Genomic DNA, 19510 nt, shown 5'->3' with positions numbered 1-19510 from the left:
AGGCTCCAAACCGTCACGTCACTGTGACAGCCATAGTTTATTTATTGAACATAAAGCCCCACTAGTCAAGGTGACTTTGTCATGTTCGCTGCCAGAATATGCCTATTGGCGTCATTTTTTGTTAAAATGGTCGATTGTGCAAAACCACCTTTTAGAGTCGATGATGCAAGCCTTATTAGCGCCAATACAGCAGTTTTTACAATGTGAAACCCCTGATGCCTGGATTGCACAGGCGATAAAACCTGAACAATTGCCAGCCTTATTAATTGATCATTGTAATTGTGAGCTTAAGGCGGCGCAGACCGCGATGTTTTTAATTCGTAAATACGCTATCGATAAAGCCAGTGGTGATTTACTGCTGAGCTGGGCTAAACCCTATGAAGAGTTTGTGTATAACAAGCAACGTTCTATTACTGAATTTTTAGCAAGAGATGCCAAAAAAAATGAACTCTTAGGGGAGCTAACACCTAAGGTGGGTGTTGATTATAGTGCCGATCTTATTGCAAAAATGGTCAGGCTGATTAAAGAGGAGTTTCACCATTTTGAACAGGTCCTTGAGATCATGCAGGCGCGAAATATCCCTTATCAAAACTTAACCGCTGGGCGTTACGCCAAAGGGATGATGAAGCAGGTGCGTACCCATGAGCCAGCCACACTTATCGATAAGCTGATTGTGGGTGCCTTTATCGAGGCGCGCTCATGCGAACGCTTCTCAAAATTAGCGCCTCATCTAGATGACGGCTTACAAAAGTTTTATGTTTCATTGCTGCGCTCAGAAGCGCGTCATTATCAAGACTATTTGACCTTGGCTCAAGCTATTGCAACAGAGGATATTAGTGAGCGAATTGCTCATTTTGCACAAATAGAAGCGCAGTTAATTTGTGCACCAGATAATGAATTTAAATTTCACTCTGGTTGCCCAGTTTAACAGCTTAGTTGTGTGGTCTGGTATTCAGAGTTGTTATGACAGGCTAAGTTAGCCGGCAGTGATAGGCCGCCCTTCATTTTAGCGTAACGGTAAACTGCTTAATGTGGTTTCGGTGGGATTTACCGTTAATACGCTGCCTTGATCGTACCAGTCGCCGACCACAATACGTTGCCGGTTTCCGGCGAGTGAGTGAACATTGGGCCTATGGGTGTGACCGTGGATCATCACCTTGGCACCAGTTTTATCCATTAAGTCTGCCACCGCATGGTTTTCAACGTCCATAATAGTGTAGCTTTTTTGCTGATTACTTTGTTTACTCTTATTTCGCAGTCCTCTGGCGATATCGACACGGCGCTTTTTGGGCAGTAAACCATAAATAAATTTTACCCACGATTGATTTCTAAACCAACGAAATCGTTGATAGGCCTTGTCTAAGGTGCACAGACTATCGCCATGTAACAACACTGCGGTTTGTCCATACAAATCGATGCAGTGCACTTCAGGTAACAGGGTCATGCCGGCTAAGGCTGCGTACTCTTTACCGAGTAAAAAGTCTCGGTTGCCGTGGATAAAATAGATAGGGGTATGCGCTGCAAACCGCTTGAGTGTCGCAGCCAGTTCAAGGGCAAATGGCTCGGCCAGATCGTCGCCCACCCACACCTCAAATAGATCGCCAAGAATGTACAAGGCATCGCAGTGATCAGCGTGTTGCTCAAGGAAACGATAAAAAGCAGCGAGGATGTCGGGGCGATCGGCACTAAGATGCAGATCGCCCACGAAAAGAGTGTGATTCAACAAGTGATACTCTGGTGGTGTGATGAAAAGTGGCTTAAGAGAGGCTGATTATTCAGCAATCGACACTTTTTCAATTACAACGGCTTCCAGTGGTACATCTTGGTGCATACCGCGGTTGCCAGTGGCTACGGCTTTGATCTTGTTTACCACGTCCATACCTTCAACCACTTTACCAAATACGCAGTAACCCCAGCCTTGAGCCGATTCAGCTTTAAAATCGAGGAAGGTGTTATCGTTGATGTTAATAAAGAATTGAGCGGTTGCTGAATGGGGATCAGATGTTCTTGCCATTGCAATGGTGCCAACGGTGTTTGATAAACCATTATTGGCTTCATTTTCGATAGATTCATTCACGCGTTTTTGCGCCATATCTTCGGTGAATCCACCGCCTTGCACCATAAAACCGTCGATAACACGGTGAAAGACGGTACCGTCATAAAAACCATCTTTAACATATTGAGTGAAATTAGCCGCGGTAACAGGGGCTTTTTCGGCATCTAATTCAATTTTGATTTCGCCGTGATTGGTTTGCATTATGATCATTTGATTCATTCTCATCGTGTGTAACGGGATAGATAACGCAAGATTCTAGCCTATTCCACCTGTAGCTTAAAGCCATTCTGTAGACTTTTCCCCTCGAACAATACCAAGTGGCTCAGCTTTTAATCAGCAAAATGTCGATAATGTGTTGGCGGGCAAAAAACGCTGTAGATTAGCGCTATCAAGCTGGAAGCGCTGGTTTTCAGGTGATAGACTGAAGCCATATTTTTGTTGTCAATTACTTATATAGAGAATCTCAATGTTGAAGCTATACAACAGTCTTACCCGCCAAAAAGAGGAATTTAAGCCATTACAGCCAGGTAAAGTTGGCATGTATGTCTGCGGGGTGACCATCTATGATTTGTGTCATATTGGTCATGGACGTACATTTGTTAGTTTTGACATGATCGTCCGCTATCTGCGCTATAGCGGTTATGACGTTAACTTTCAGCGTAATATTACCGATGTCGATGACAAAATTATTAAACGTGCAGCAGAGAATAATGAAAGCTGCGAGTCGTTAACCGAACGTTTAATTGGCGAGATGCACCGCGATTTTGATGCGCTTAATATGAAACGTCCGGATTTTGAGCCGCGTGCCACGTTACATATTCCTGAAATTATCGAGATGGTTGAGCGTTTGATTGAGCGTGATCACGCTTATGTTGCAGACGATGGCGATGTCCTCTTTAGCGTTTCCTCATTTCCTGAATATGGGCGTTTGTCAGGTCAGAATTTAGATCAGCTGCAAGCGGGTGCTCGTGTTGAAGTTGATGAGAATAAACGTGACCCTATGGATTTCGTCTTATGGAAAATGTCAAAACCCGGTGAACCTACGTGGGATTCACCATGGGGACCGGGTCGTCCAGGTTGGCATATTGAGTGCTCTGCGATGAACAGCAAGCATTTAGGTGAGCACTTTGATATTCATGGTGGTGGATCTGATTTGCAGTTCCCGCATCATGAAAATGAGATTGCCCAGTCATGCTGTGCCCACGACACGCCCTATGTGAACTACTGGATGCACACTGGGATGGTGATGGTCGATAAAGAGAAGATGTCTAAGTCATTAAACAACTTCTTTACCATTCGTGATGTGCTTGAACATTACGAACCATCGACAGTGCGCTATTTCCTATTATCGGGTCATTATCGTAGCCAGCTTAATTATTCTGAAGACAATCTTAAGCAGGCTAAGGCCGCGTTAGAGCGTCTTTATACTGCGTTAAAGGGCTTAGACTTAACGGTCGATGCTGCACCTGCAGAGGAATTTGTTGCTAAATTCAAGGCTGCAATGGATGACGATTTCAATACGCCTGAAGCCTATTCAGTGTTGTTTGACATGGTGCGCGAGATCAACCGTCTTAAGGTCGATGATATGGCTGCGGCCTCAGCGCTTGGTGTTAGCATGAAGCAGCTTGCCGACGTGCTGGGTATCTTAGATCAAGATGTCGATGCCTTTTTCAAAGGTGAGGGCAGTGATGATGAAGTTGCTCAAATTGAAGCGTTAATTGCCGAGCGAAATCGCGCCCGTACAGAAAAAGATTGGGCTGCAGCTGATGTGGCTCGTGATGGCCTAAATGCCCTTGGTGTTATCTTAGAAGATGGGCCAGAAGGCACAACGTGGCGTAAAAAATAGCGCTTGCTGCTAAGACGTACCAATAAAAATGCCTGCACTGTTGAGTGCAGGCATTTTTTTATCTTTGTCGAATCTCAATTAATCGTGATAATTTTCTGCCGCATACAAGGTATTTTCTAGCAGGCTAGCAATGGTCATTGGGCCAACACCACCCGGTACTGGCGTAATATAACTAGCGTGCTGGGCTGCAACATCAAATTGTATATCACCGACGAGTTTACCGTCGTCTAAGCGATTAATTCCCACGTCTATCACGATAGCGCCAGGTTTGATCCACTCACCAGGAATAAAGTTGGCTTTGCCTACGGCAACGATCACTAAATCGGCAGCGCGGATCTTATCTTCAAGATTGCGGGTAAATCGATGGCAAGTCGTGGTTGTACAGCCGGCAAGTAGTAACTCTAAGGTCATCGGTCTGCCAACTATGTTAGATGCACCAACGACTACAGCATCTAAACCATAAGTATCGACACCAGTTGACTTAATTAACGTCATAATGCCCATTGGTGTACAAGAGCGAAGCACCGGGATGCGCTGGGCTAAACGGCCGACGTTATAAGGGTGGAACCCATCGACATCTTTATCGGGGCGAATACGTTCAATGACTTTTGACTCTTCAATGTGCTTTGGCAGCGGCAATTGCACTAAAATACCATCGATTGCAGTATCATCATTACACTGATCGATTAAGGCAAGTAAATCAGCTTCAGAGGTGTCAGAGGGAAGGTCAAATGACTGTGAGAGGAAGCCAACTTCCTCACAGGCGCGTCTTTTGCTGCCCACATAGACTTGTGATGCCGGATCGGCTCCCACAAGAATCACGGCTAAGCCAGGAACACGTTGTCCAGCCTCTTTGCGGGCGGTTACTTTTATAGCTAACTGAGTTCGAATGGATTGGGCGATCGCTTTGCCATCGATTATTTGGGCTGTCATGAGGGGTGGATTTCCTTAATATGGCGCGATAATAAAAACGGCGACATTTTAACAGGGGCATAGGTCGGTGTCATTGATTTAGCTGTATAACAGACCGTTTTAAAATAAGAATAATCCAGTGATGACTAATTTGCGTATAGCATCTTGGCTGTTGAGCGAAAAAGTCGTTTAGAAGTAGCAATAGCAAAAAATGCCGCTAAAATAGTCCTTCAGATAATTTTAGCCATTAAGCAGTAAAGGCTTGGCTTACTTTGGGGCGATTTTAATATTACTATCTTCCCTTATAACAAGATGTTTTATTAGTCTGTTAGATGAAATTATTGGCGTATAGTCGTTAAAATAAGCAAGTAAATAGGCTTTTAAAAATAATCGTTGACGGTATGAAACTGAGGGGATAAGATGCGCTCCGTTCTCAGGGAGACTTAGTCAAACAGCGAACAAAGTAATACTTTCGGTGATTAGCGCAGCCCGGTAGCGCATCTGGTTTGGGACCAGAGGGTCAGAGGTTCGAATCCTCTATCACCGACCAAATTTTTAAATAGCGTGTAAACGTTATTTGCCCAGTTAGGATATGAACCTAGTTCATAACGAAGCGCCCGTAGCTCAGTTGGATAGAGCATCCGCCTTCTAAGCGGATGGCCGCAGGTTCGAATCCTGCCGGGCGTACCAAACAGTGGTGATTGTAGCTCAGTTGGTAGAGCCCCGGATTGTGATTCCGGTTGTCGTGGGTTCGAGCCCCATCAGTCACCCCACTTCTTTAATAGAAGAAAATAAAGAAAGCGACCTTGAGTCGCTTTTTTTACGCCTGTAATTCGAGCTTTGAGGCTCGACTATGCAGAAAACCGTGGCTATAATGTCGCGTCTTGATAAATTTCAACTATATGCGACGACTGCGAAACTCAGTTACCAAGCCATTTTAGTCGTTTTTTTAGATCAAGAAACGAATACCTTAATAGTTGAATATTCGGCTATTACAAAAAGACGTTTGACATATTTCGAGGTAAAACAATGCAAGTTTCTGTAGAAACAACACAAGGTTTAGAACGCCGCCTAACAATTTCTGTTCCTGCTGAGCAGATCGAGAAAGCCGTCTCTGATAGTTTGAAGAATGAAGCCAAGCGTGCGCGTATTCCTGGTTTTCGTCCTGGTAAAGTACCTGTAAGCGTGATCAATAAGCGTTACGGCAATGCGATTCGTCAAGATATCACTGGTGAAGTGATGCAGCGTAACTTTGTTGAAGCTATCATCGCTGAAAAGTTAAACCCAGCAGGTGCACCTACTTTCGTTCCTGGCGAAACTGACGGTGAAAACTTCCAGTTTGTAGCGACTTTTGAGATCTACCCAGAAGTAGAACTAAAAGGTCTAGATGCGATTGAAGTTGAACAGCCTAAAGCTGAAGTGACTGATGCTGATGTTGACGCAATGATCGAAACTCTACGTAAGCAACACGCTACGTTTGAAGTAGTTGATCGTGAAGCTGCCGATGGCGACAAAGCGAAAATCGACTTTGTTGGTTCAATCGACGGTGAAGAGTTCGAAGGCGGTAAAGCTGAAGATTTCGAGCTACAACTAGGTAGTAACCGTATGATCCCTGGTTTTGAATCAGGTGTTGTTGGTCACAAAGCCGGTGAAGAGTTCGACATTGAAGTGACTTTCCCTGAAGATTACCATGCTGAAAACCTAAAAGGTAAAGTTGCTAAGTTTGCAATCACCCTTAAAGAAGTTCAAGCGGCTAACCTACCAGAAGTCAACGATGAGTTTGCTAAGTTGTTTGGTGTTGCTGAAGGTGGCTTAGAAGCACTTAAGGCTGAGATCAGCAAGAACATGAGCCGTGAACTTGAACAAGCGCTAAAAGCGAATGTTAAAGAGCAAGTACTTAATGGTCTGCTTGAGCAAAATGATATCGAACTGCCAAAAGCCTTGATCGACGGTGAAGTAAACGTACTGCGTCAACAAGCGATGCAACGTTTTGGTCAGCAAGCGGCTAATATGCCTGAGCTACCAGCCGATCTATTCACTGAACAAGCTGAGCGTCGCGTAAAAGTGGGTCTACTGCTTGGTGAAGTGATTAAAGCTAACGAGCTAAAAGCTGAAGACGATCGCGTACAAGCGCTTATCGCATCTATGGCTTCTGCATATGAAGATCCAAGTGAAGTTGTTGAGTATTACAACAACAATCCAGAGATGATGCAGAACATGCGTAACGTTGCACTAGAAGAGCAAGCCGTTGAAGCATTGTTAAAATCTGCGAAAGTGACCGAAAAAGAAGTCAATTTCGAAGAATTTATGAACAAGGCTACCGGTCGCGCATAACCTATGCTTGACTTAAATGGCTATTAGCCATTTATAATGGCTCGTATGAGGCTCCTCATGCGAGCCATTTTTATTTAGGGAAGTTAATAATGCTAAATGCACCAGAATCAGTACTGAATGCACTTGTCCCAATGGTTGTTGAACAAACTGCCAAAGGTGAACGCTCATATGATATCTATTCTCGTCTCTTAAAAGAGCGCGTGATCTTTCTTGTTGGGCAAGTTGAAGAGCACATGGCTAACCTCATTGTTGCTCAACTACTGTTTTTAGAGTCGGAAAGCCCAGACAAAGATATTTATCTTTATATTAATTCTCCTGGTGGTTCGGTCACTGCAGGTATGGCAATTTATGATACTATGCAGTTCATTAAACCGAATGTCAGCACGGTATGTATCGGTCAGGCTGCCAGCATGGGCGCATTTTTGTTAGCCGGTGGTGCAGAAGGTAAGCGTCATTGTTTACCTAACTCGCGGGTAATGATCCATCAGCCACTAGGTGGTTTCCAAGGACAAGCGTCTGATATCGCGATTCATGCGCAAGAGATCTTGGGAATTAAAAATAAATTAAACCAAATGCTGGCCGATCACACAGGTCAGCCTTTGGAAGTTATCGAACGCGATACCGATCGTGATAACTTTATGAGCGCCAAAGAGGCCGAAGCCTATGGCCTGGTTGACTCTGTGTTAGACAAGCGAAGCTGATAATTGTCCGTTGCTGAACTATGATCAGTAAAGGTTGTAAGATTAATTGTGCAGTGCCAAGCACTGCAAAAGAGGTAAAGTAATGGGCGACAACAAAAGCAACGGTGATAGTGGGAAACTACTGTACTGCTCTTTTTGTGGAAAGAGTCAGCATGAGGTTCGTAAGCTCATTGCTGGTCCTTCAGTGTATGTATGTGATGAGTGCGTTGAACTTTGTAATGACATCATCCGCGAAGAGATCAGAGAGATATCACCTAAGCCTGAACAAGATAAGCTACCAACACCCCATGATCTTAGAGCACATCTTGATGATTATGTTATCGGTCAGGAAAAAGCGAAGAAAGTGTTGTCGGTTGCAGTATACAACCATTATAAGCGCTTAAAGCATGCTTCTCCTAAAGATGGTGTTGAGCTAGGTAAGAGTAACATCTTGCTGATTGGCCCCACGGGTAGCGGTAAGACCTTATTGGCCGAAACCCTAGCACGGTTCTTAAATGTTCCGTTTACCATGGCTGACGCAACGACGCTGACCGAAGCCGGTTATGTGGGTGAAGATGTAGAAAACATCATCCAAAAACTCTTGCAAAAGTGTGATTACGATGTAGAAAAAGCCCAGCGTGGTATCGTCTATATCGATGAGATTGATAAGATCAGTCGTAAGTCAGATAACCCATCGATCACCCGAGATGTGTCTGGTGAAGGTGTGCAGCAAGCTTTGCTTAAGCTGATTGAAGGTACGGTTGCCGCTGTGCCTCCACAAGGCGGCCGTAAGCACCCTCAGCAAGAGTTTTTGCAGGTTGATACTTCAAAAATCTTGTTTATCTGTGGTGGAGCATTTGCGGGCTTAGAGAAAGTGGTTGAGCAACGTTCACAAGTCGGTACTGGTATTGGTTTTGGTGCTGAAGTTAAAGGTGAATCGGATAAGGCGACTATCTCTGATATGTTGATGCAGGTTGAACCTGAAGATCTAGTTAAATACGGTCTTATCCCAGAGTTTATTGGGCGTTTACCAGTATTAGCTACATTAACTGAGCTTGATGATGCTGCGTTAGTACAGATTCTATCTGAGCCAAAAAATGCATTAACTAAGCAGTTTGCTGCGCTTTTCGAAATGGAAGGTGTTGAACTTGAGTTTAGAGAAGATGCGTTAAAAGCGATTGCGCTAAAAGCGAAGACCCGTAAAACGGGTGCTCGTGGTTTACGTTCAATCGTAGAAGGCTTGTTACTCGATATCATGTACGACTTACCATCACTTGATAATGTTGTGAAAGTGGTTATCGATGAATCTGTGGTAAACGGCGAATCAGACCCCATCTTGATTTATGAGAACACAGAATCTCAAGCTGCTGTTGCCGAACAATAATTGGCCTAACAGAGCACTAAATTATGATTAAGGAGTCCGACGGGCTCCTTTTTTTATGTTTGCCATTGAAACCCATTAATCAACCCCAATATACTCATTAATATTGTTAGCAACCGGAATCGAGCTATGACCTTAGAGCGTGAAGCGCGAATCGAACTCCCTGTACTGCCGCTGAGAGACGTGGTGGTGTATCCCCATATGGTTATTCCCCTATTTGTTGGTCGGGAAAAATCAATTCGTTGCTTAGAAGCAGCGATGGAGCAAGATAAGCAGATTATTTTAGTAGCACAACGCGATGCTGAACTAGATGAGCCAACTAGTGATGATATCTTCGAGGTGGGTACTGTTGCATCAATCCTACAATTGCTTAAGTTGCCTGACGGTACGGTAAAGGTGCTGGTTGAAGGTGGCCAACGTGCACGTATCGAAAAGTATACGCAAGAAACCGAATACTTTATTGCCACTGCAGAGTATTTAGAGTCTGATCAAATTGCCGACAAAGAAGAAGAGGTTCTGGTTCGTTCTGCTATCGGTCAATTTGAAGGTTATATCAAGCTCAACAAAAAAATCCCGCCAGAGGTATTGACCTCACTGTCAGGTATTGATGAAGCCGCGCGCCTCGCCGATACCATGGCAGCCCATATGCCATTAAAGCTTGAAGACAAACAAACCATTCTCGAGATGGTTAATGTTTCTGAGCGACTCGAATATCTGATGGCCATGATGGAGTCTGAAATCGATCTGTTACAAGTCGAGAAGCGCATCCGTTCTCGCGTTAAAAAACAGATGGAAAAGAGTCAGCGTGAGTATTATCTCAATGAGCAGATGAAGGCGATTCAAAAGGAACTTGGCGATATCGATGAGTCCCATGATGAATTTGAAACCTTAGCGAAAAAAATTGACGAAGCTGGCATGCCTAGTGAGGCAAAAGAGAAAGCCGTTGCTGAGCTGAATAAGCTGAAGATGATGTCGCCAATGTCGGCTGAAGCCACAGTAGTACGCAGTTATGTCGACTGGATGATATCAGTGCCTTGGAAGCAACGCTCTAAAATTAAGCGTGACTTAGCCAAAGCACAAGATGTACTCGATACCGACCATTTTGGTTTGGAAAAGGTCAAAGAGCGCATTTTAGAGTATCTCGCGGTGCAGAGCCGTGTTAAGCAGCTTAAAGGGCCAATTTTATGTTTAGTTGGACCACCAGGTGTCGGTAAAACCTCGCTTGGCCAATCCATCGCTAAAGCGACAGGCCGTAAATATGTGCGTGTCGCGTTAGGTGGCGTTCGCGATGAGGCGGAGATCCGTGGGCATCGTCGTACCTACATTGGCTCGATGCCGGGTAAAGTGATTCAAAAAATGTCGAAAGTCGGCGTTAAGAATCCGCTGTTCTTGCTCGATGAGATCGATAAAATGAGTTCAGATATGCGTGGTGATCCAGCATCAGCATTGCTTGAAGTACTCGATCCTGAGCAAAATGCGACCTTTAGCGATCATTATTTAGAAGTGGATTACGATCTATCCGATGTGATGTTTGTTGCCACCTCTAACTCAATGAATATCCCAGGTCCATTGCTTGACCGTATGGAGGTGATTCGCCTTTCAGGTTACACCGAAGATGAAAAGCTAAATATTGCTAAGCAGCATTTGTTACCTAAGCAAATTGAGCGAAACGGCCTAAAAGCCAGTGAAGTGACGGTTGACGATAGTGCCATTATTGGGATTATTCGTTATTACACCCGTGAAGCGGGTGTGCGATCGTTAGAGCGCGAGTTATCTAAGATTTGTCGCAAGGTGGTTAAGCAAATTTTGCTGGATAAATCCGTTAAGCATATCGATGTAAACCAAGACAATTTGAAATCATTCTTGGGCGTACAGCGCTTTGATTACGGTAAAGCTGAGTCAAATAATCAAATTGGCCAAGTAACTGGCCTTGCATGAACCGAAGTGGGTGGTGACTTACTCACTATTGAAGCCACATCGGTACCTGGTAAAGGTAAGTTAACTTACACAGGTTCACTTGGTGATGTAATGCAAGAGTCGATTCAGGCGGCAATGACAGTGGTTCGCGCCCGCGCCGAACAACTGGGCATTAACCCTGATTTTTACGAAAAGCGCGACATCCATGTTCACGTACCAGAAGGTGCGACACCTAAAGATGGTCCATCTGCAGGTGCCGCTATGTGTACGGCGTTAGTGTCTAGCTTAACGGGTAACCCTGTACGGGCCGATGTGGCGATGACAGGTGAAATCACCTTGCGAGGTGAAGTCTTGCCTATTGGTGGTTTAAAAGAGAAGTTGCTTGCAGCCCATCGCGGCGGGACAAAATTAGTGCTTATTCCGAAAGAGAATGAGCGCGATTTAGAAGAAATTCCTGCCAATGTGATTGCCGATCTGGACATCAGACCGGTACGTTGGGTCGATGAAGTCTTGGCTTTGGCGTTAGAACGACCAATAGAAGGCTTTGAAGTTGTTAAAAATTTGGGCTAACGCAAGAAAATGCTTATTTGCATTAAAAAAATGCAAAAAGGGGCTTTCTAAAATCCTAACCTGTGGTAGCCTAGGTCGGTGGATAGCTTTTTAGCTACAGGCCTTGGCGCTACTGGTTTTTAGCTTATTCCAATTTTATTTCTTAGGTTTTCCTATTTGGCTTGAACTTTAGGATCAAGCTTGTTATAAAAGCCACCGCAGACCGCTCTAGACAAGGATTTGGTTGCGGCGCACAAAATTAAATTCAAGGGGATGACATGAACAAATCTGAACTAATCGAGAAAATCGCATCTGGTGCTGATATTTCTAAAGCGGCAGCTGGCCGTGCTCTAGATTCTTTTATTTCTGCTGTGACAGACGGCCTTAAAGATGGCGATAAAATTTCTCTAGTTGGTTTTGGTACTTTTGAAGTTCGTCAACGTGCAGAGCGTACTGGTCGTAACCCACAGACGGGTAAAGAGATCAAGATTGCAGCGGCAAACATTCCTGCGTTTAAAGCAGGTAAAGCACTTAAAGACGCTGTAAACTAAGATAAACTTAGTCAAGGTGGCCTTTGTAAACCTTACACGTCGATAAGCACTGTTTTGCAGTGCTTTTTACCGAGTAAGTGTTTTGATAATGCAATCGTCATTATCATGCCGTTGGCCTAACTTACGTAATGTATAACTAGGTCTGACAATTTACATAGAAGGCGCATCCTATCAAGTGATGCGCCTTTTTATTTTTAGTAACGAGCGAGAAATCTGATGTTAGAAAAGATTCGCGAAGGCTCACAGGGCGTGATTGCAAAAAGCATTCTCGTACTTGTAATACTATCCTTTGCATTTACTGGTGTGAGCAGCTATTTGGGATCATCATCTGAGCCTGTAGCCGCCACCGTAAACGGCGAAGAGATCAGTAACTCAGCGTTGGAGCAAGCCTATCAAAGCGAGCGTGCTCGATTAGAGCAGCAACTGGGTGAAATGTATGATGCACTTGCCAGTAATGAAACTTACTTAGCAAGCGTAAAACAAAGTGTATTAGAGCGTTTGGTTGCCGATAAGCTTATTGATCAAGCGGCAGCAGATTTAGGCTTGACCGTCTCTGATGAGCAGATCAAAAACGCGATTATTAACGAGCCAGCCTTTCAAACTGACGGCCAGTTCGATAATGACCGTTATTTAGCCTTGATTCGTCAACTAGGTTACCAAGTTAACAGTTTCCGCGACATGATGCGTGTCGATATGACTCGTCGCCAATTAGTGGCTTCATTGGTGGGTTCTGAATTTGTGTTACCTGGTGAAGTCAATTACTTAGCCAATATTCAGGCGCAAACCCGTGATATCCGTTATCACGTTGTTGATGCAACACCGCTACTTGAACAAGTAAGCGTGTCTGATGAGGAAGTGGATAGCTACTATCAGGCCAACCAACATCAATTTGTGCGACCAGAAACTGTGTCACTCGATTATATCGAGCTTAATGCTGCAGATATGGCCAGTGGACATAGTGTCACCGACGAAGAGGCTAAAACCTATTACGACGAGCATAAGGTGCAATACCTGCAGCCTGAAAAACGTCTTGCAGGGCATATCTTAGTTAATTTTGGTGATGATGACGCGGCGGCTAAAGCTAAAGCCGATGCTATCTATGCTAAGTTAGAAGCGGGTGAGGATTTTGCCACCTTAGCCCAAACTGAATCAGATGATACCTTTAGTGCAGAGCAGGGGGGTAAACTTGATTGGTTTGAACAAGGTGTTATGGATCCAGCTTTCGACAGCGCTTTATTCGCGCTAGATGAAGGCCAGTATTCAGATGTGGTAAAAACCAGTTTTGGTTTTCACATTATTAAACTGCTCGACGTTCAAGCGGGATCAACTGCATCATTTGACGATGTTAAACAGCAGATTGTCGCCCAGTTAATGGAAAAGAAAGCAGTGGATCAGTTTTACGGTCTGCAGCAACGCTTAGCCGATGTGAGCTATGAAGTACCTGACACCTTGTCTGAAGCGGCTCAAGAAGTGGGTGTAGCAGTTAAGACTAGCCCAGCGTTTTCACGTGACAATGCGCCAGAGCCGCTTAACGCGCCTGAAGTGATCAAAGCTGCCTTCTCTGAAACGGTATTGCTCGACGGTATGAACAGCGACGTTATCGAACTAGGTCCAAACCATGTGATGGTTGTGCGAGTTAAATCTCATACGCCAGCAGGAACGCTAGCCCTAGAGCAAGTTAAAGCCAGTATTGTTGAGCGTCTTAAGCAAGACAAGGCAAACGACATTGCTCGTGAGCAGGCTCAAGCACTGATGGCGGCGATTAAAGCGGGTGATAGAACTGCGGAGTTAACCACTCAAGTGCAACTGACGCGTTTCGATCAACGCATTGATAATGCTATTACTGCTAAAGCGTTTGAAATGGCACAGCCAAATGGTGAGCCTGTGGTTGATACCGCTGCTCTAGCCAATGGCTATGCAGTGATTGTGCTCGATAAAGTGAATACCGCTGAGACTGTCGATGACAACTTGGCGAATGCCATTAAGCAACGCCTTAATTCACAGTATGCTGAAAGCGATTACCGTGCAGTGATAACCTTATTAAAAGCACAAAGCGAAGTGGTTTATAGCCCAGCAGAGTAAATTACCAAGTAATTGATAAAAAGCCAGAAGCGTGATCTTCTGGCTTTTTTTATGTGTAGTAGCTCATACACGAACTGACACTTTTAGATTTTGAATGTGACCTTATCTAACATTGAAGCATTTCTTGATTAATGTCTGAAAGGAGCGATAAGCAGACGGTCGCTCTAACTCGTTTTTGGACAAAAGTATCTTGACCTTCGAATGAAGGTGTTGGCTTTTTTGGCTGGTAGCATTTAGTCGAGTTGGTTTTTATTTATTGATGGTAGCGTTAACCTTCATGGCAACCCATTGCCTGCAGCATGCCTTCCGTGCAGGTATTTCGGTGGGGCGCTGCAAGTATATCCCTATACGCTCGACGGTGGCATCCATGCCACCAACCCCCATCGCCATACCTACACCGACTTATCACTCTCTTCGATTTAGCCGTAATTGGTATCCACAGAATCATTAAAAGCAAAATCGTTTTTGGACAAAAGTATCTTGACCTTCGAATGAAGGTGTTAGCATTGTTTGGCTTGTAGCATTTGCCGGAATAGGTTTTTACATCGCTGATCGGTAATCCTCCCATTTTTAACTGCAATTAAAAATAGAAGTTAGGCAGCCATCAGTGGTGGCCTGCCGTTATTAGCTTTATGTGGTCTTTCATGATTGTAAAACCATAACCACTTAGTTGCATAGTCCTGCACCTCTTTAATTGATTCGAACAGGTACTTGCTGAGCCAACTGTACCGAATTGTTTTGTTATGTCGTTCGATATAAGCGTTTTGTTGTGGATTACCTGGTTGAATATATTCAATTCGAATATTCTGGCATTTAGCCCACGTTGTAAACTCAGTACTGATAAACTCAGGGCCGTTGTCACAGCGAATAACTGTTGGCTTAGCTCGATACTCAAATACCTGCTCTAGCGCTCTAATAACCCTTACAGCAGGAAGTGAAAATCCTGGTTCAATCACTAAAGCTTCACGCCGATAATCATCTATGACATTAAATAATCGGTAATTTCGACCATCTGATAACTGGTCATGCATAAAGTCGACAGACCATACTTGGTTAGGTTTTATCGGCTCTTTTAGTGGTTCCGGTGCATTTCGTTTGAGTCGACGTCTTGGACGAATACGCAGGTTCAGCGCTAGCTCACAGTAAATTCGGTACACTCGCTTATGATTCCATGGCTTGCCTTTTACATTACGTAAATAATCGAAGCACAGACCGAAGCCCCAATCACTTTCATCTTCGGTCAGCTTAATTAGCCAATTTGAAATCTGTGTATTTTCCGCCGATAATTTTGCTTGATAACGAAAGCATGTCTCACTGATAAAGAAAGCCGAGCAGGCCTTACTAATACTGATGTTGTGGTTAGCCACCGCAAACTGAGCGAGTTCTCTTCGCTCACAGGGCTTTACCACTTTTTTGCCATAGCTTCCTGAATGATTTCAGCTTTAAGACGCTCTTCTGCGTACATTTTTTTAAGTCGCCTATTTTCATCTTCTAGCTCTTTCATCCGAGCCATGAGTGATGCATCCATTCCCCCATATTTAGCACGCCATTTATAAAACGTTGCACTGCTCATACCGTGCTCTCGGCAAAGCTCAGGTGCGGGCGTACCAGCTTCAGCTTGCTTCAAAATCGTCATAATTTGACTATCCGTGTACCGCGACTTTTTCATATAGAACCTCCTGCGTTTAACTTACGAGAAAACTCTACTTTTAACAGCTGTTATTTTTCGGGGGGATTACCGATGGTAGCGTTAACCTTTATGGCAACCAATTGCCTGCAGCAGGCCTTTCGTGCAGGTATTTCGGTGGGGCGCTGCAAGTATATCCCTATACGCTCGACGGTGGCATCCATGCCACCACCCCCCACCGCTATACCTACACTGACTATCACTCTCTTCGATTTAGCCGTAATTAGTATCCACATAGCTGTTAAAAGCTAAATTTTTTTTATCTCCTAATTACCTCCGCCCCTTATAAGGAATGCAGCAAGCGCTGAGCAATGAGTATCTTAAGAAAGCAGGATTGTATTCACTGAGAGATGGATGGATGGATCGCAGTTCACTCTCGAAACCAAGAAGCTAACCAGAAAGTTTAGGTTAGGGGTTCTAAATGAACCGCCCTCGGCTCTGGCATCCTGCTTCGCCTTAACTCCTAAATCCATTTAGTCGTGTGCGGAGCCGCATGCAGGGTGGTGTGGGGGCTGGAGGCTAGACACCTCTGGCTACCCGATTATGAGACTTTAATTCCCGTCACATGGAGCTTGTGGATCTCTTCACCGCCAAATGGACTTATGGCTAGTTCTATCAGGCAGTTCAACTCAACTTCCGGCTTTAGCATTGAATAAATATATTCAACGTTATCTTGATTACCGAAAATTGAGAAGTTGAACTCTCCGGTGGGTATGTACTGTCCCAGTTCTGATACGCTGAGCTTTCCTGAGTTTTTATACTTATTAAAGTCAAATACCTCACACTTCACACTGTGAATCTCTTGCTCTAATTTTGTCGGAACATCAAACATCTTTGAGTCATTTGCGCCGATAAATAAATCCTTTGCTTCGATACCACTTTTCCCCGCTGATATCTCTTCAAGTTTCCCTACGCCAGCCATGTGTGCGAGATCCTGAAAGTTGTTTAGCGAGAGTTTGCCAATCTGTATCACTGTTCCATTGTAGTGATGAACTTCATCACCAATTCTGACTGTTGCATCACCTTCGTTGTTAAATTCATAACTCGGTGTTTTTCCTTCCTGAACTGCTGTGCAAACAGTCTTAAGGAAGCTAAATGTGTCTTTGGTAGCATCCCAAATATTTTGAGGGCCATAAACAGAGATAAGTGGAAGACCGAGCTGCACGCCCTGCAACATGATGTCAAATGTAGTTAGAAGAGAACCATGCTTAATTTCTGTAGTTTGAAGAAAGTACTTTTCTCTCTCCTTAGCGGTAATCTTGCGAACGCCGGTTATACCCATGTAGGACTTGTCAACAATTTTTTGGAAGTGATCAAGTGCTGCTACTGCGGTATGTAAAGGAACACCTTCCGTTAACTTTGGCCCATCGATCTTGAACTGCATTTTACCCATTAAATCATAACCTTAATCGCAAAATTGAGTATAGCCACTCTATAGCATAGATTCGTACACCATACACTTTGCATGGAGATGAAGCTTGGAGTCTCAAAACGTCTTAGTATTTATGTGTTGCGCTGTCTGCAAGGCATAAATCGCTTGTTGGACTTGGTCGCTGCCACATCCATGTATTTGGTATGCATTATGCTATAGGAGTTTGCTTTTCTGTGGTAGTCGTTTTTTTGAGCTTAGGTAAGGTAATTAATTGGTCTTCTTTAGTATTTTTATATTTCATTCGCGCCTCTTGACGGCAAATACTCGTGATTAACCGTGCTTTTTAGACCATTCATACCACTAAGTCATGCCACTAAGGCCGCAGGCCTTTGCCTCACTGATGTTCATAGCAAGGTCTTACTGAATCTACGGATACTTATCGAGCACTTAATCTGTGTTTTTCACTTTTTTCTCTCGCAACTCACACCAGATGAAGTTAAATCGAAGAGACGATGAGTACAGGTGTAAGCGCGGTTTTGGCCTTCGAAATCATGGATGATTTCGCAGAGCCCACACGGACGTGCTTGCGGCGAGCCAAAAGAGCGCTTGCACATAAAGCCTGCGGCAGGCTATTAATTGCCATTAAGGTGCGTTTTCATAGCACATCAATAAATGAAAATTCAGCATAACGCTGCTCAAGTAAACTTAAAAAAATGCCAAGCCTTCATTCCAAGACCAGCACACTTTGGGGCAAAAGCTTCTTAGCCTTTAACTCACTAGTCGTATCAAATGAAGTCCAATCGAAGAAGCGTTAGAGATAGGTGTAAGCGCGGTTTTGGCCCTTGGCGGCATGGCCAAAAATGTTCCTTAACCTGAACTCGGGATAAGAAATTGAACTAATAGCCCTCTTTGTGATCAGATCTCTCGACCAAGATTAATCAATCACGCAGAGGGCATATGAATAATTTAGTGGATGTATTTTGTGATGTCGATGATTTTTGTAATGCTTTTATTCCTCAATGGGAACAACAGTGCCTAACCGATGGAACTCGCAAGCGTAAGCGCGCAGGCAGAATGACGATGAGTGAAATTATGACAATTATCATCGCCTTCCATATGTCTAATCATCGTGACTTCAAGAATTTTTACACAGGATATCTGGCTCGTTTCTACAAATCTGATTTTCCAAACTTACTCAGCTACACTCGATTTCTTGAAGTCATGCCGAGTGCAGTCATTCCAATGTGCAGTTATTTTTCCTCTTTAAAAAGCGAACCGACAGGCATCGAGTTCGTTGACTCAACGAGCATTAAGGTTTGTCATAATTTACGAATTCCAAGGCATAAAACGCTAGCAGGTCTCGCCAGCCGAGGAAAAGGCACGATGGGCTGGTTCTATGGTTTTAAACTTCATCTTATTGTGAACCATCGAGGTGGCATCGTTGCAGCCAAAATAACACCTGCGAATGTTCATGACACGAAACCCGTAAAAGATATGGTCGTTGAATCAATGGATAAACTCTATGCTGATAAGGGGTATATCGGCAAAGCGTTAGCAGGCGACCTATTAGAACGTGGGGTAACTATCGTTAATAACGTGCGTAAAAATATGAAAGCAAAGGCTTTATCATTATGGGATAGAGCCATGCTTTCTAGACGATTTATTATCGAAACAATCAATGACCAGCTAAAAAACATCTCACAAATAGAGCATACACGGCACCGCAGCGTACATGGTTTCATGCTTAATGTGATAGGTGGTTTAGTGGCTTATCAACTCAAAGAGAATAAGCCACAACTCAATATTACATCAGCAGAATTCAACGTGATTTCAGTGTTACGTTAAACCGATCTGAGGTTCCTTACATTTTTTGGCATTCCCTCCATCCATGGAGGTCAGATGCCGCCGTGGAGCGTATAGGGATGGCGCACAACGATATCCCTATCTAAAAGCCAGTTCGACAATCCCTGTCTCTCGTTCATAAGCACGAAGCTATGCTTCACTCACCGAGCCAAAAGAGCGCTTGCACATAAAGCCTGCGGCAGGCTATTAATTGCCATTAAGGTGCGTTTTCATAGCACATCAATAAATGAAAATTCAGCATAACGCTGCTCAAGTAAACTTAAAAAAATGCCAAGCCTTC

The 19510-nt window shown here is 44.0% G+C and carries 13 protein-coding genes, 3 tRNA genes and 1 pseudogene; 12 read left to right on the top strand and 5 right to left on the bottom strand.

The window, feature by feature from the left end; all coding sequences use genetic code 11:
• Positions 1 to 163 precede the first annotated feature (163 nt).
• The gene (miaE, locus tag AC0VXX_RS11335; RefSeq protein ID WP_475517003.1) at positions 164 to 928 is read left to right on the top strand and encodes a tRNA isopentenyl-2-thiomethyl-A-37 hydroxylase MiaE; all 765 of its coding nucleotides are present in this window, start codon (positions 164 to 166) and stop codon (positions 926 to 928) included.
• Positions 929 to 1006: 78 nt separating this feature from the next.
• On the opposite strand, the gene AC0VXX_RS11330 is transcribed toward miaE, so the two are convergent.
• Both AC0VXX_RS11330 and AC0VXX_RS11325 read right to left on the bottom strand, forming a co-directional pair.
• The gene (locus AC0VXX_RS11330) at positions 1007 to 1723 is read right to left on the bottom strand and encodes a UDP-2,3-diacylglucosamine diphosphatase (RefSeq protein ID WP_475514317.1); all 717 of its coding nucleotides are present in this window, start codon (positions 1721 to 1723) and stop codon (positions 1007 to 1009) included.
• Positions 1724 to 1771: 48 nt separating this feature from the next.
• Positions 1772 to 2266, bottom strand: a complete 495-nt coding sequence (locus tag AC0VXX_RS11325) for a peptidylprolyl isomerase (protein WP_475514316.1) — start codon at positions 2264 to 2266, stop codon at positions 1772 to 1774.
• Positions 2267 to 2522: 256 nt separating this feature from the next.
• Here AC0VXX_RS11325 and cysS point away from each other — a divergent pair, with 256 nt between their 5' ends.
• Positions 2523 to 3902, top strand: coding sequence for a cysteine--tRNA ligase (gene cysS / locus AC0VXX_RS11320; RefSeq protein WP_475514315.1), 1380 nt, complete (start codon positions 2523 to 2525; stop codon positions 3900 to 3902).
• 78 nt (positions 3903 to 3980) lie between these two features.
• Here cysS and folD read toward each other — a convergent pair whose 3' ends face one another.
• Positions 3981 to 4835, bottom strand: coding sequence for a bifunctional methylenetetrahydrofolate dehydrogenase/methenyltetrahydrofolate cyclohydrolase FolD (gene folD, locus AC0VXX_RS11315; RefSeq protein WP_475514314.1), 855 nt, complete (start codon positions 4833 to 4835; stop codon positions 3981 to 3983).
• A gap of 452 nt (positions 4836 to 5287) precedes the next feature.
• On the opposite strand from folD, the gene AC0VXX_RS11310 reads away from it, so the two are divergent.
• From AC0VXX_RS11310 to AC0VXX_RS11270, 9 genes and pseudogenes are all read left to right on the top strand, one after another.
• A tRNA-Pro gene (locus AC0VXX_RS11310) sits at positions 5288 to 5364 on the top strand.
• A gap of 63 nt (positions 5365 to 5427) precedes the next feature.
• Positions 5428 to 5504, top strand: a tRNA-Arg gene (locus tag AC0VXX_RS11305).
• 7 nt (positions 5505 to 5511) lie between these two features.
• Positions 5512 to 5587, top strand: a tRNA-His gene (locus tag AC0VXX_RS11300).
• A 256-nt stretch (positions 5588 to 5843) separates the two neighbouring features.
• Positions 5844 to 7148: a trigger factor gene (gene tig / locus AC0VXX_RS11295; RefSeq protein ID WP_475514313.1), complete on the top strand. Its 1305-nt coding sequence runs from the start codon at positions 5844 to 5846 to the stop codon at positions 7146 to 7148.
• A gap of 89 nt (positions 7149 to 7237) precedes the next feature.
• On the top strand, positions 7238 to 7849 hold the full coding sequence (clpP, locus tag AC0VXX_RS11290) for an ATP-dependent Clp endopeptidase proteolytic subunit ClpP (RefSeq protein ID WP_110456621.1): 612 nt from the start codon (positions 7238 to 7240) through the stop codon (positions 7847 to 7849).
• 82 nt (positions 7850 to 7931) lie between these two features.
• On the top strand, positions 7932 to 9212 hold the full coding sequence (clpX, locus tag AC0VXX_RS11285) for an ATP-dependent protease ATP-binding subunit ClpX (RefSeq protein WP_475514312.1): 1281 nt from the start codon (positions 7932 to 7934) through the stop codon (positions 9210 to 9212).
• Between the two features lie 126 nt (positions 9213 to 9338).
• Positions 9339 to 11696: pseudogene (gene lon / locus AC0VXX_RS11280) on the top strand (endopeptidase La).
• A 257-nt stretch (positions 11697 to 11953) separates the two neighbouring features.
• On the top strand, positions 11954 to 12226 hold the full coding sequence (locus AC0VXX_RS11275; protein ID WP_011866302.1) for an HU family DNA-binding protein: 273 nt from the start codon (positions 11954 to 11956) through the stop codon (positions 12224 to 12226).
• Positions 12227 to 12442: 216 nt separating this feature from the next.
• The gene (locus AC0VXX_RS11270) at positions 12443 to 14308 is read left to right on the top strand and encodes a SurA N-terminal domain-containing protein (protein WP_475514311.1); all 1866 of its coding nucleotides are present in this window, start codon (positions 12443 to 12445) and stop codon (positions 14306 to 14308) included.
• A gap of 593 nt (positions 14309 to 14901) precedes the next feature.
• Here AC0VXX_RS11270 and AC0VXX_RS11265 read toward each other — a convergent pair.
• A protein-coding gene (locus AC0VXX_RS11265) for an IS3 family transposase (protein ID WP_475514310.1) occupies positions 14902 to 15977 on the bottom strand; the annotation gives its coding sequence in 2 pieces (ribosomal slippage) (positions 14902 to 15725 and positions 15725 to 15977; 1077 coding nt in all).
• A gap of 559 nt (positions 15978 to 16536) precedes the next feature.
• The gene (locus AC0VXX_RS11260) at positions 16537 to 17388 is read right to left on the bottom strand and encodes a hypothetical protein (protein WP_475514309.1); all 852 of its coding nucleotides are present in this window, start codon (positions 17386 to 17388) and stop codon (positions 16537 to 16539) included.
• A 936-nt stretch (positions 17389 to 18324) separates the two neighbouring features.
• Between AC0VXX_RS11260 and AC0VXX_RS11255 the strand changes: the two genes are divergently transcribed.
• Entirely contained in the window at positions 18325 to 19212 is an 888-nt protein-coding gene (locus tag AC0VXX_RS11255; RefSeq protein WP_475514308.1) for an IS982 family transposase, read from the top strand.
• Positions 19213 to 19510: the final 298 nt, after the last annotated feature.

It is taken from the genome of Shewanella sp. QJM3NY_23, assembly GCF_056173105.1.
The sequence above is the reverse complement of the archived record's forward strand: the minus strand, read 5'-3'. Positions and strand labels throughout refer to the sequence as shown.

What these genes read in the sequence shown, in the direction of transcription:
- miaE (WP_475517003.1), top strand. Translation starts at nt 164, where the DNA reads ATGCAAGCCTTATTAGCGCCAATACAGCAGTTTTTACAATGTGAAACC.
- AC0VXX_RS11325 (WP_475514316.1), bottom strand. Translation starts at nt 2,266, where the DNA reads ATGATCATAATGCAAACCAATCACGGCGAAATCAAAATTGAATTAGAT.
- cysS (WP_475514315.1), top strand. Translation starts at nt 2,523, where the DNA reads ATGTTGAAGCTATACAACAGTCTTACCCGCCAAAAAGAGGAATTTAAG.
- folD (WP_475514314.1), bottom strand. Translation starts at nt 4,835, where the DNA reads ATGACAGCCCAAATAATCGATGGCAAAGCGATCGCCCAATCCATTCGA.
- tig (WP_475514313.1), top strand. Translation starts at nt 5,844, where the DNA reads ATGCAAGTTTCTGTAGAAACAACACAAGGTTTAGAACGCCGCCTAACA.
- clpP (WP_110456621.1), top strand. Translation starts at nt 7,238, where the DNA reads ATGCTAAATGCACCAGAATCAGTACTGAATGCACTTGTCCCAATGGTT.
- clpX (WP_475514312.1), top strand. Translation starts at nt 7,932, where the DNA reads ATGGGCGACAACAAAAGCAACGGTGATAGTGGGAAACTACTGTACTGC.
- AC0VXX_RS11275 (WP_011866302.1), top strand. Translation starts at nt 11,954, where the DNA reads ATGAACAAATCTGAACTAATCGAGAAAATCGCATCTGGTGCTGATATT.
- AC0VXX_RS11270 (WP_475514311.1), top strand. Translation starts at nt 12,443, where the DNA reads ATGTTAGAAAAGATTCGCGAAGGCTCACAGGGCGTGATTGCAAAAAGC.
- AC0VXX_RS11260 (WP_475514309.1), bottom strand. Translation starts at nt 17,388, where the DNA reads ATGGGTAAAATGCAGTTCAAGATCGATGGGCCAAAGTTAACGGAAGGT.
- AC0VXX_RS11255 (WP_475514308.1), top strand. Translation starts at nt 18,325, where the DNA reads ATGAATAATTTAGTGGATGTATTTTGTGATGTCGATGATTTTTGTAAT.